Source organism: Kribbella sp. VKM Ac-2569 (assembly GCF_004216905.1).
GTDB lineage: Bacteria > Actinomycetota > Actinomycetes > Propionibacteriales > Kribbellaceae > Kribbella.
Window position 1 is genome coordinate 332,783 of record NZ_SGXJ01000004.1, and the last position, 11,972, is coordinate 344,754.

General features: G+C 67.8%; 13 protein-coding genes. 9 read left to right on the forward strand and 4 right to left on the reverse strand.

Translation table 11 applies throughout. The features are described from left to right. Window positions 1-612, forward strand: a complete 612-nt coding sequence (locus EV649_RS28080) for a TetR/AcrR family transcriptional regulator (RefSeq protein ID WP_130386608.1) — start codon at window positions 1-3, stop codon at window positions 610-612. Here EV649_RS28080 and EV649_RS28085 read toward each other — a convergent pair. Together EV649_RS28085 and EV649_RS28090 are read right to left on the reverse strand one after the other, a co-directional pair. Further along, a complete protein-coding gene (locus EV649_RS28085; protein WP_130386609.1) occupies window positions 593-2,143 on the reverse strand; it encodes a molybdopterin-dependent oxidoreductase in 1,551 nt (516 codons plus the stop codon). The two genes, EV649_RS28080 and EV649_RS28085, sit on opposite strands and share 20 nt — an antisense overlap. A 91-nt stretch (window positions 2,144-2,234) precedes the next feature. After that, window positions 2,235-2,786: a MarR family transcriptional regulator gene (locus EV649_RS28090; RefSeq protein WP_238156732.1), complete on the reverse strand. Its 552-nt coding sequence runs from the start codon at window positions 2,784-2,786 to the stop codon at window positions 2,235-2,237. A 196-nt stretch (window positions 2,787-2,982) separates the two neighbouring features. Here EV649_RS28090 and EV649_RS28095 point away from each other — a divergent pair, with 196 nt between their 5' ends. The 6 genes from EV649_RS28095 (at window position 2,983) to EV649_RS28120 (ending at window position 8,640) form a co-directional block, all read left to right on the forward strand. Further along, a complete protein-coding gene (locus EV649_RS28095; RefSeq protein ID WP_130386610.1) occupies window positions 2,983-3,999 on the forward strand; it encodes an ATP-binding cassette domain-containing protein in 1,017 nt (338 codons plus the stop codon). Continuing rightward, complete coding sequence (locus tag EV649_RS28100; RefSeq protein ID WP_130386611.1) at window positions 3,996-4,802, forward strand: ABC-2 family transporter protein; 807 nt, start codon at window positions 3,996-3,998, stop codon at window positions 4,800-4,802. The genes EV649_RS28095 and EV649_RS28100 overlap by 4 nt, the downstream gene beginning before the upstream one ends. Continuing rightward, complete coding sequence (locus tag EV649_RS28105; RefSeq protein WP_130386612.1) at window positions 4,795-5,604, forward strand: ABC-2 family transporter protein; 810 nt, start codon at window positions 4,795-4,797, stop codon at window positions 5,602-5,604. Before EV649_RS28100 ends, EV649_RS28105 begins: the two co-directional genes overlap by 8 nt. Before the next feature lie 92 nt (window positions 5,605-5,696). Next, entirely contained in the window at window positions 5,697-6,488 is a 792-nt protein-coding gene (locus EV649_RS28110; RefSeq protein WP_130386613.1) for a hypothetical protein, read from the forward strand. Between the two features lie 11 nt (window positions 6,489-6,499). Further along, window positions 6,500-7,828: a type IV secretion system protein gene (locus EV649_RS28115; RefSeq protein WP_198682741.1), complete on the forward strand. Its 1,329-nt coding sequence runs from the start codon at window positions 6,500-6,502 to the stop codon at window positions 7,826-7,828. A gap of 20 nt (window positions 7,829-7,848) precedes the next feature. Continuing rightward, window positions 7,849-8,640, forward strand: a complete 792-nt coding sequence (locus tag EV649_RS28120) for a metallophosphoesterase family protein (protein ID WP_241998753.1) — start codon at window positions 7,849-7,851, stop codon at window positions 8,638-8,640. A gap of 78 nt (window positions 8,641-8,718) precedes the next feature. On the opposite strand, the gene EV649_RS28125 is transcribed toward EV649_RS28120, so the two are convergent. Beyond that, complete coding sequence (locus tag EV649_RS28125) at window positions 8,719-9,351, reverse strand: GNAT family N-acetyltransferase (protein ID WP_130386615.1); 633 nt, start codon at window positions 9,349-9,351, stop codon at window positions 8,719-8,721. Between the two features lie 52 nt (window positions 9,352-9,403). On the opposite strand from EV649_RS28125, the gene EV649_RS28130 reads away from it, so the two are divergent. Both EV649_RS28130 and EV649_RS28135 read left to right on the forward strand, forming a co-directional pair. Beyond that, window positions 9,404-10,330, forward strand: coding sequence for a hydroxymethylglutaryl-CoA lyase (locus tag EV649_RS28130; RefSeq protein ID WP_130386616.1), 927 nt, complete (start codon window positions 9,404-9,406; stop codon window positions 10,328-10,330). A 31-nt stretch (window positions 10,331-10,361) separates the two neighbouring features. Continuing rightward, entirely contained in the window at window positions 10,362-11,195 is an 834-nt protein-coding gene (locus EV649_RS28135; protein WP_130386617.1) for a helix-turn-helix transcriptional regulator, read from the forward strand. On the opposite strand, the gene EV649_RS28140 is transcribed toward EV649_RS28135, so the two are convergent. Beyond that, window positions 11,182-11,877, reverse strand: coding sequence for an EcsC family protein (locus EV649_RS28140; RefSeq protein ID WP_130386618.1), 696 nt, complete (start codon window positions 11,875-11,877; stop codon window positions 11,182-11,184). The two genes, EV649_RS28135 and EV649_RS28140, sit on opposite strands and share 14 nt — an antisense overlap. Window positions 11,878-11,972: the final 95 nt, after the last annotated feature.

An 11,972-nucleotide genomic window follows, 5' to 3' on the forward strand; every position in this document is an offset into this window, starting at 1 on the left:
ATGGAACCGCCCAAGCGCCGCCGCTCCAACACCCGGGCCCGACTTCTCGAGGGGGCACTGGAGGTGTTCGCCGAGCGCGGGTTCCACGGCGCGTCGGTGGAGGACATCTGCGAGCGGGCCGGGTTCACCCGCGGTGCCTTCTACTCGAACTTCGGCTCCAAGGACGAGCTGGTCCTCGCCCTGTTCCAGGCCACGACCGACCGGCTCCTGGAGCAGATCGAGGCGCTGCTGCCCGAGTTGGCGAATCAGCCCGGCACGCTGCTGGACGCCGTACTAGGTCTGCTTGACGAGACCGCACCGGACCAGCGGCAATGGCATCTGATCTCGGCCGAGTTCACGCTGCACGCATTGCGCGACCCGGACGCCGCGAAGGCGCTGAACGAGCAACGGGCGATGTTCCGCGAGAGCCTGACCCGGCTGGTCGAGCAGATCGCCGAGACCGGCGGGCTGGAGCTCACGGTGCCGGCGGAGCAGTTCGTGCGCATGGTGATGGCGCTGCACGAGGGCGCGCGCTCACAGAGCCTGCTCGAGCCTCGCGAGGTGCCGGCCGGTTCGCTCGAGCACACGTTCCTGCCGATGGTGCTGGAAGCGGTCAGCCGACCTTCACGTTGACCGTGTGCAGGCCGGTCGAACCGTTCGGAGCGGGTGGCGCCGAGGACTCGACCTGTGGATTGCCCTTGGCGTCGAACGCCCGTACCTGCAACACATGCGTGCCGCGCGACGCGTCCCACGCCCAGTGCCACTGCCGCCAGGTGTCGATCGACGGATCCGCGGCCAGTGTGGCTTGTTGCCAAGGGCCCCCATCGACGCGAACCTCGACCTTGGAAACCCCGACATGCTGGTCCCAGGCCACGCCGGCGACGGTCACACGTCCCGGTTCGACCTTCTTCCCCAGCGGGGTGTCGATCCGCGACGACAACTTGATCGGGCCGAGCGCCGACCAGCCGCGGGGCGTCCAATAGCCCTCGAACCGGTCGAACCGCGTCACCTCGATGTCCACCAGCCACTTCGTCGCCGACACGTAGCCGTACAGCCCGGGTACGACGATGCGCACCGGGAATCCGTGCTCCACCGGCAACGGCTCCCCGTTCATCGCGAAGGCGAGCATCGCCTGCCGGTCGTCGAGCAGCGTAGGCAGCGGCGTACCGGCAGTGAAGCCGTCCTTCGACGTCGACTGGATCGCGTCCGCGTCCTGCGCGGGACCAGCCTCCTCGAGCAGGTCCTTGAGCAGTACGCCGGACCACAACGCGTTCCCGATCAGGTCGCCGCCGACCTCGTTGCTCACACAGGTGAGGGTGACCCACTTGTGGATGACCTGGCGTTTCAGGAGATCGTCGAAGGACAGTTCGAGCTGGTGATCGACCATGCCGTGGATGCGGAGCTTCCAGTCCGCAGGTACGATCTGCGGCACCGAGAGGGCGGTGTCGATGCGGTAGAAGTCGTCGTTCGCCGTGGCCCACGGTACGGCGCCGTCGGCCTGGACGCCGGCGGGCGGGTCAAGGGTCGGCGGCTGTGGAAGGGTGAGCTGTTTGCGGGCGTCCGCCACGGCGGCGCGGTTCCCGCCGACGACCTTGCCCAGAGCACCGATCGCCGCGGAGCCGAGGGCGACGCCGGCCGACAACTGCAGGAAGCCGCGGCGGCTGACGCCGTCATCGGGGAAGTCGAGTAGCGGTTCAAGTCGGCGGCTGAACAGGCGAAGAATGATGAGTGCGGTCACGCCGGCGAGTGCCGACGGGAGGAACCCGGTCTGTCCGGAGTCCGCGCGCGTCATGGCTGCGGCGACGGCGATGCCGGCCAAGGCGATCGTGATCAGGGCGCCTGCCCAATAGCGTCGTACGGCGAGGATGCCGCCGACTGCGGCGACGGCCGCGACGACGATCAGGATGCCTGCTCGGAGCGCGGTCTTGTCGTGCGTCCCGAACCAGGAGATTGCCAGGTCCTTCAGCCACGGGGGCACTCGGTCGATGAATGCGGACCCGATCGCGACGACGGGCGTCTGCGGCGTACCGAGGATGCCGGCTGCCACGCTCCCAACTGCCAGTCCGGCGAGGGCGGCGAATACACCACCGGCCGCCGCGCGCCAGCGGATCGCCTGATGCGCAGGTCGCCGTGTGGTGGGCAGTTGGTCCGAGGCTTGCTTCACTTCTCAACCATTGCGCGATGGGGCGCCCGACACCAGTCGGGCGCCCCATCCGTTAGTCGCGGGTAATGCTCTTGTGTAGTTGTGAGGTTGGTCAGATCCGGTCGGGTGTGATGGGCCCGAGCCCCGGGCGGCCGTTCGGCCAGCGGCGGGCGTTGTCCCGCACTCGACGGAGCTTGCCGAGAACGACGTCCTGCTCGTCGGCCAACTGGGACATCCAGAGGCTGTCGATCTCGAGGAGGTGGTCCGGCAGTGCGTCGCGCAGCCGCCGCTTTCCCTCCTCGGTCAGGACCGCGAACGAGCCGCGGGCGTCGTCAGGACAAGGCTCCCGGCGGACCAGTCCGAGGTTCTCGGCACGGTCGACCAGCCGGGTGATGCCGCCGGTGGTGACGGTCAACTCCCGGGCGAGGGAGGTAAGACGCTGCTTCTCCCCGTTGCTGCGGGCCAGCCGCAGCAACAGTTCGAACATTGCCATTTGCAGTCCACTGCGCTTCAGGGAATGACGCATCAGGTGATCCAGCTCGGCTGCTGCTTCTCGCAGCAGGCCGTAGGCCGTCAGCACGTCGCTTTCCCAGGGTTCGGCAGCGCGGGTGGGTTCTGCATCGGCGAGCGCTAGGGGCGAGCAAAGCGAAGGCGCGATGGTCATGCGCGGACTCTATTAGCTGACTAGGTCACTTCGCTACACGGGGTGACCTTTCGGCTACAGATCGACCCAGAACTGCAAGACCCTGAGCGTAACCGGGCGACCTCCGACAGATCTGGTCTAGAACGGTGAATTTCAGACTGCGGGGACGGTGGATCGGTGGGAGGATGACCGTTCGCGCTCGCTGGGGAGGGTACGCATGGCGGTGATCGAGGCGGCTGAGCTGGTCAAGGAATTCAGCCGGCCGGCCGTGCTGGAGGGCAGGCTGCCGCGGCTGCGGGCGCTGTTCAGCACCAAACGCGACATCACCCGCGCGGTGAACGGGGTGAACTTCGAGGTCGAGCCCGGTGAGCTCGTCGGGTACCTCGGCCCGAACGGCGCCGGCAAGTCGACCACGATCAAGATGCTGACCGGGATCCTCACCCCGACGTCCGGGGTCTGCCGGGTCGCCGGGCTGGAGCCGTCCCGGGACCGCGCCCGCAACGCCCGCAACATCGGCGTCGTCTTCGGCCAGCGGACCCAGCTCTGGTACGACCTCCCGCTCCGCGACTCGTTCGAGGTCCTCGCGGACCTCTACAACCTCGACCGAACGACGTACCGCAACCGCGTCGGTCTCTTCACCGAACTGCTCGACCTGTCCGACTTCCTGGACACGCCCGTCCGCTCGCTGTCACTCGGCCAGCGGATGCGGGGCGATCTCGTGGCCGCGATGCTGCACGAACCGTCGATCCTCTTCCTGGACGAGCCCACCGTTGGCCTGGACGTGGTCGCGAAGGCCCGGCTGACCGAGTTCATCGCCGAAACCAACCGATCCGCCGGTACGACGGTGGTCCTGACCACGCACGACATGGAAGACGTCGAGCGGCTCTGCCAGCGCATCATCGTGATCGACTCGGGCACGGTCCTGTACGACGGCGACCTGTCGCGGCTGAAGGAACGCTTCATGCCGTACCGCTTCCTCGTCCTCACCTTGGCCGAGCGCAGCATCCGCCGCGTCGCGGACATCCCGTTCGCGACCGAGGTGGAGACCAGCGCGGTCGGCACCGTCCTGCCCTACCCGGACCGCAGCGTCGTCCTGCGTTTCGACCCACGGGAGATCACCACACCCGAGCTGATCGCGCGGGTGTCGCAGGTGTACCAGGTCGACGAGTTGTCGATCGTCGATCCACGGCTGACCGACGTGATCTCAAAGTTGTACGACGGATTGCTGACGTGAGTACGGCGGAGCAGGTCAGGGCGTTCCGTGGGATGACCCGTGCCGGAACGCGATCCGTCCTCATCTACCGAGGCGATCTGATCACCGGCGCGGTGACGTTGGTGATCCAGGTCGTCCTCGCGATCGCGGTCTGGCGGATCGTGTACTCCGGGCGTGGGCCGGTCGACGGCGTGGACGCTCGTACCGCCGTGGCGTACGCGGCGATCGCGGCCTGTCTCCAATCGGTGCTCCTTCCGTGGCAGTTCTCGTCGTTGCCGATGCGGATCCGCAACGGGCAGATCGCGACCGACCTGACCCGGCCGCTCGGCCTGATCTGGCAGGTCTTCGGGCAGAACCTCGGCGTACTGCTCGGCCGGCTCCCGCTCGGCGCGATCGGCCTCGCGGCCGCGGCGATCCTCGGTGCATTGACGCTCCCACCGGGATGGGCTGCAGGTCTCCTCTCGCTGGTGGCGACGGTCGGCGGCGTACTGGTCGCGATGCTGTGCAACCTGATCGTTTCGATGGTGACGTTCTGGACGTTCGAGGTCAGCGGGCCGTTGATCGTGTACCGGTTCGGGAGTGCGTTCCTCTCGGGGTCGTTGATTCCGTTGTGGTTCATGCCGGGGTGGTTGCGGGCGTCGGTCGAGTGGCTGCCGTTCCAGGCGCAGGTGTATACGCCCGTGTCGATCTATCTCGGTCAGACGCGTGGTGGTCAGGCGCTCGCGCTGGTCGGTGTACAGCTGGTGTGGGTGGTCCTGCTGACAGTCCTCCTCGAACTGGTCTGGCGACGGGCGCGGTACCGGGTGGTGGTGCAGGGTGGCTGAGCAGACGTGGCTCCGTCAGTACGTCATCCTCGAACGCGCTGCACTGCGGGCGCAGCTGCAGTACCGGGTGAACTTCTGGACCACTCTGATGGGCGGGGTCGCGTACCAGGGCACGCAGTTGCTGTTCCTCGGCGTACTCCTCGGGAAGTTCGGCCTGATCGGCGGCTGGGGGTTCTCGGAGGTCGCGTTCGTGTTCGCGATGCGGCTGGCGTCGCACGCGTTGTACGTCGTCCCGTTCGGGTCGTTGCGGTTGACCGACGAGATGGTCCGCGACGGTGAGTTCGACCGGGTCCTGTTGCGACCGGTGAACCCGTTCCTGCAACTGGTCACGCGGATGTTCCCGCTGATGTCGCTCGGGGACGCGCTGCTCGGCCTCGGCGCGCTGGTCATCTTCGGCTTGCAGGCACCCGTCGACTGGACCCCGGCGAAGATCGGCTACCTCATCCTCGCGGTCATCGGCGGTGGTCTGGTCGAAACCGGCATCCAGACGTTCTTCTGCGGCCTGTCGTTTGTCGCCACGTCCACCTTCTCCCTTCGCATCTTCGCCGACACTTCGATCACCCAGTTCTCCGGCTACCCGCTGACCATGTTCGGCCGGGCGACCTTCTACGCCTTCTGCACCCTCTTCCCGATGGCCTTCATCTCCTTCCTCCCGGCAACAGTCCTCCTCGGCCGCACCTCCGACGTCCCGCTCCCCACCTTGCTGACCACCCTCTCCCCACTCGCCGGCACTGTCGTCTTCGTCCTCGGCTACACCTTCTTCACCAAGATGATGCCGAGATACACGAGCCCCGGGAGCTGAACTTCCGGGCCTGTGGATAACTTCCGCGGCGGTCCGGCGATTTTTGCGAGCCTTGATCCGTGAGGTTGTAGACCAACGGAGCGGGGAGTCGGATGAGCAAGGACACGGACGAGAAGTCGCCGTACGGCGCTGGATTCATCGCGGCGTGCATCGTCGTCGGTGCGGTCCTGATCTGCGGGATCGTCATCATCTTCGCGGGCGGGGGCCGCTCGACCCACGCGGTCGCCGCGGCCCAGCAGCCGGTCGACGCCGCCTCTGTTCAGCCCACGGAGGAGCCGGCCTCGGCGCCTGCCACACCCGACGGTGGTCCGGCACGGACCAACAGCTCCGGGGGCGAGCGGCGGACGGGTTCGTGCGGTCTTCCGGCCGGTGACCAGGCCGTTCCTGCCGAGGCGCCGGCGGTCGACGGTTGGGAGGTCAGCCGACGGGTCGTCGTACCGCGGTCCTCGAAGTACGGACCGGGCACGACCGACTCCGACGGCTTCCGGCACTGTTTCGCGCATTCGCCGACCGGCGCGGTGTACGCGGCGTATAGCGCGATCGCGGCGATCGCGGACCAGAGCAAGCTCGTCCCCACCGTCAAGAAGCTCATGGTTCCCGGTTCGGCGACCGACAGCCTGCTCCGCCAAGCCGCCACCGAAGACCCTGCGAGCAGCACCTCGACGGTTCAGGTCGTGGGCTACCGGGTCATCGACGCCGGACCGGACCGAGTGACCCTCATGCTCGCCATGCCTGTCGAGTCCGTGTACATGAGCGCCAACCTGACCCTGGTCTGGCACCAGGGCGACTGGCGACTCCAGCCGCCGACCCCCGGCGAGGCCGTCGGAGCCCCCTTCTCCCAGCACCGCGACCTGAGCGACTTCGTGAAGTGGAGTGGTATCTGATGTGCTCACCAATGGACATGAAGTGCCACGTTCAGGACGCCGTCCAGTCCGTCGCCAACAACGGAATCGCGACATTCGAGCGGATTACGACGGACTTCTTCTCGACGATCCTGAACTCGCTGGCGACGTTCTGGGTCAAGCCGGACACACCAGTCACGCTGGCGAGTTCCGCCGACGGCGGGCAGACCTGGACGGACAGCAAGACCGTCGCGTTCGTGCATGAGAAGACCCTCGGGCTGACCTTGACGATCTTCACTCTCGCGATCGTCATCGCAGGAATCCGGATGGCCTGGGAGCAACGAGCCAAGCCGGTCCAGGACCTGCTGAAGGCGATGCTGACCTTCCTGCTCGTCTGCGGTGCAGGAACGGCGGCGATGCAACTCCTGATCGCGTGGTCGGACGCGTTCGCCGTGAGTGTCGTACAGGACGCGATCGGAGGCCACTCGTTCATGGACGCCATGAAGAACATGGTGACCGAGCCGTCCGATACCGGTGGCGGCCTGGGGAACGTGCACAAATCATTGCTGATGATGCTGCTTCTCGGACAGGTGTCTGCGTGGGCTTCGCTGATCCAGATCGTGTTGATGTTGATCCGATCGGCGATGCTGGTGCTGCTCGGCTCGACGCTGCCGCTTGCGGCTGCTGCGACCAACACCGAGGTCGGCAAGGCGTGGTTCAAGAAGTACTGCGCCTGGAGCTTGGGCTTCATCGCCTACAAGCCTGCAGCGGCCCTGATCTACGCGGCAGCGATCAAGCTCAAGCAGGAGAAGATGCTCGGCCCGGAGAGTTCAGGCCTGCTGCAGTCCCTCACAGGCGTGATGATGATGCTGCTCGCGATCTTCGCGTTGCCCGCGCTACTGCGCCTCGCGGTGCCACTAACAGCGGCCGTCGGGGGTGGCTCGGCCGGGATGGGGAGCACTGGTCCCGAGATGGGGTCATTGGCGTCGGGCGCCGTCAACGTCGGCCCATCCTCCCGAAGCGGCAGTAGTGCTGGGGCATCCGGTGGGGCATCTGGGGCCGGTGCCTCGAGTGCGGGGGCGAGTGGGGCTGCGACGACTGGGGTCAAGGCGGCGGGTGGGGCGGCGCTTGGGCCGGCGGGTATTGCCGCGACCGCGGCGCGCAAGGCTGCGGGTGCGTTTGCCGGGGCGGCGGCGCACTCGGCGGGCGAGGCAGGTGGTGGCAGTTCGGGGGCGTCGATGCCTCGGTCGAGCGGCAGCCGGTCAGGCGGCGGTCGCGCGAACAGCCGGAGTGCCGGCGGACGGACCGGCCCAAGCCCCAGCCCCAAGGTTCCGGCCGGTTCCACGAGCGGTGGAGACACCGGCCCCTCCGGCAACTGGTAGTCACCTGGCGGGATGGAAGCATGACCCGCATGGGGCTGGATCGGATTGCGTTGATTTCGGATGTGCACGGGAACCTGACGGCGTTGGAGGCGGTGGTCGCGGATATTGCGGGGCGCGGGATCGAGCGAGTGTTCAATCTCGGGGACTACGTGGGCAAGGGGCCGCGAGGGCAGGCGGTGGTGGACCGTTGCCGGGAGGTCTGTGAGGTGAACATCCTCGGGAACTGGGACGACTTCCTGCCCGATCCCGAGCGTTCCGAGGACAGCGAAGGTCTGCGGTGGTGGAAGAACGAGCTCCGGGAGGACCAGTGGGCGTGGTTGCGGGGACTGCCGTTCTGCCACGACTTCCTGTTGAGCGGGCGGCAGGTGCGGCTGTTCCACGCCTCGTCGACGAGTGTTCATCACCGGATCGTGTTCGATCACGACGAATCGCAGTACGGGAGCTTCTTCGAGAACACCCCGGCGACCGGGGACGGGCCGGTGCCGACGATCGTTGGGCACGCCGATATTCACGACCCGTTCTACGAGGAGGACCGCGGGCGGACGCTCTTCAACACCGGCTCGGTCGGCAACAGTCTCGGTGATCCCACGCCGGGGTACGTGATCCTCGAAGGGGTCATGGACTCGCCCGATCCGGCGCCGCACTCGATCCAGTTCGTCCATGTCCCGTACGACGCACACGCCGAACTGGCGATCGCCCGCGACCTCGGGATGCCCGAGCTCGACGGGTACGAGGCCGAGATCATCCGTGGCGTCTACCGCACGACCTTCTACGCCGGCCGGGATCCGCGGTACCACCGGCGTACCGCCTGATCACAGTTGTCCCCAGGGTTATCCACAGCTGTGCATTGGGGGCTGTCAGCAACAATCTGCTGTGCGTTCACCTGCCGGTCACTTGACCAGCAGGGCCTCGGATCCGACCGGCTTGTAGCCGACCGCAAGAAAGGTGCGCAGCGATGCCGCGTTCCCCGGCGTGATCTGCGCCCAGATCGAGGCGTCCGGCGGGATCAACGCCCGGGCCGCCAACGCCAGCCGACGGCCGTTCCCTTGACCACGGGCGTCCGGTGGCACCTCGATCGCACACTCCAGCCGCCCGGCGAGGCCACGGCCGATCACCACGAGCCCGCCGTGCGCGTCGCCGTACACCCGAACGTCGTCGCGGTAGCGCAACGCGTGCTCGACCCGCGGATGATTGTGGTCGGTGAGCTCGGTCAGGCCTGCAACCGCGGCCGGGTCGGTGAGGGCCGGGGCGAGCAGCATCGCGTCGATCGCGTTGACCTGGCGGTCGGTGAACTCCTCGAGCGCGGCCAGGAACGGCGGGTTCGTCGGCGCGAAAGGATCGCCGTCCGGGACCCGCTCCGCGACCCAGGCCGGATCGACGTCCGCGGCGATCACGATGTGGCCGGTGAACGCGACCACGCACGACTCCCGCTCCGACGGCGCGGGTACGACGGTGAGCCCGAGATCCGGGGGCGGGAACACGCCGCGCTCGACGCCCCGCAGAATGTCAGCAAGAGATGTCATCACGAGCATTGTCACGGAGACCCCGTGTCATGCTCGACGAGGAGGCAGCACGATGCGCGAACCGCAGCTGGTGAAGGCCGACGGACTGCCCGACCGGGTCACGATCTACGAGGTCGGGCCCCGTGACGGGCTGCAGAACGAGTCGGCGATCGTCGACGTCGCGGTCAAGGCCGAGTTCATCCGGCGACTGCTCGACGCGGGTCTGACGACGGTCGAGACGACGAGCTTCGTGCACCCGAAGTGGGTCCCGCAGCTGGCCGATGCCGCCGAGCTGCTCGAACAGCTCGAGCTGCCGGACGGCGTACGCGCCCCGGTCCTCGTCCCGAACGAGCGCGGTCTCGACCGTGCGCTCGCGGCCGGTGTCCGTGAGATCGCGATCTTCGCGAGCGCGACCGAGACGTTCGCGGCGAAGAACCTCAACTCCACGCTCGACGACCAGTTCGCGATGTTTACGCCGACGATCCAGCGTGCGCTCGCCGAGGGTCTGTCGGTGCGTGGGTACGTGTCGATGTGTTACGGCGACCCGTGGGAGGGCGACGTACCGATCGACCAGGTGGTCAAGGTGGGCGCGCGGCTGGTCGATCTCGGGTGTCACGAACTCTCACTCGGCGACACGATCGGTGTCGCGACGCCGGGGCAGGTGGGTGCGCTGATCGCTGGGTTCGGAGCGGCCGGGGTGGGTGTGGACAAGCTGGCGGTGCATTTCCACGACACCTACGGGCAGGCGCTCGCCAACACGCTCACCGCGCTGCGCGACGGCGTGACCACGGTCGACAGCTCCGCCGGCGGCCTGGGCGGCTGCCCATACGCCGAGAGCGCGACTGGCAACCTCGCCACCGAGGACCTCCTCTGGCAACTCAACGGCCTCGGCATCGAAACCGGCGTTGACCTGGAGAAGCTCGTCACCACCAGCACCTGGATGGCCGAACAACTCGGCAAACCGTCACCGAGCCGAGTGGTCCAGGCCCTGGCCGGCTAAAAGTGTCGGTGGCGCCTGTCACTCTGGTCGGGTGAGTGCGCAGCGAGCTGAGCTTGGCGAGTTCTTGAAGGCTCGGCGGGCCCGGGTGGCGCCGGAGGACGTTGGCCTGCCGAGCGGCGGGAGGCGGCGGACGCCGGGGTTGCGGCGGGAGGAGTTGGCGCTGCTCGCCGGTGTCGGCGTGACTTGGTACACCTGGCTCGAGCAGGGCCGGCCGATCAACGCCAGCGGGCAGGTGCTGGACGCGGTCGCGACGACGCTACAGCTGACGCCGGTCGAGCGCGAGCATCTGTACCGGCTGGCCGAGGCGACGCCGGTGCGGCTGCCGCGTACGACGGACTGCGCGAGCGAGACCGTGTTCGACGAGATCGTGGCGGCGCTCGACCCGCTGCCCGCCGTGATCACGAACACCCGTTTCGACATCGTCCGCGCGAACCAGGCGTACCACGACCTGTTCCACGACTGGCACCAGCTGCCCTGCATCCACAAGAACCTGCTCTGGTGCATCATCACCGAGCCCGCCGCCCGCGAGCAGTTGCTGAACTACGACACCGAGGTCCCGTATCTCGTCGGCCGCCTGCGCTCGGCGTACGGCGAACACGTCGGCGACCCGGACTGGGAGACCGACCTCGAGCGCCTGCAGTCGATCTGCCCCGAGTTCGCCCAGCTGTGGTCACGCCACGAGGTGGCAGCGTGTACGCCGCGCCTGCGCCGGATCCTCAACCCGATCGCCGGCGAACTGCACCTCACCGTCACCGAGCTGGCAGTGTCGGCCCACCCCGACCTGGTCCTCTATGTCGAGACCCCGGCCGATGACGAAACCCGAGCCAAACTCCACCTCACCCGCAGGGAGGCTACGGCTCGATAGGTCGGCGGATGCGCCGTACCAGGCTCTTGTCCGCGAACTGACCGACGCGGTACGTCGTCCAGCCGTCGACGCCGGCGCCCACGGCACCACCGAGCAGCGGGATCCGGCGGGTGAAGGTCACCGCCATCCGCTTGCCGCTGATCCGCCCGATCAGTTCCGCGACGACCTCGCCGGAGACCTGCCGGTCCAGCTCGGGGTCGAAGACCGGCGCTGTCGCGATCGCCAACGGAGACGAGACCAGGCTCGACTTCCGTAGCCGAGCCGTCACGCCGTCCTCACCGAGCAGGCAGGTGATGACCGCCGTACGGACCCGCGGATCGTCGAGGTCGTACCCGCGCAGGTGCGCGATCGCCGCGACCATCCGGCACTGAACGACCGCGAGACCCGTCAGGTTGGCCGGCAGCGCGACGGGCAGTGTGACGAGACCGCCGATGCTGGTGACGAATCCCTGCACGCCGGCGAGCCGGATGTGCTGGTCGATCACTGCCTCGATCGCGTCCGTGACGTCGCCGTCGCACCGCTCGAGCTTGGTGTCCGCGATCCGCTCCGCGCCCGGGAACCGCTGGTACCCGTCGATCGCGATCTCGAGAATCTGGCGCAACACACCGCCCGCTGCCGTCGGGGCGAACCGCTGGGCGGCGGGCGCGAGACTACTGGCGACGAACCTGGCTACTCCGGCCACGGTGCTCCTTCCCGCCCGGCCCCACGCGTAAGAACGCGGACGTGCTTCAACTGTACGTGGCTCCCCGGCCCCCGGCACTCGGGACAAACCCTAGG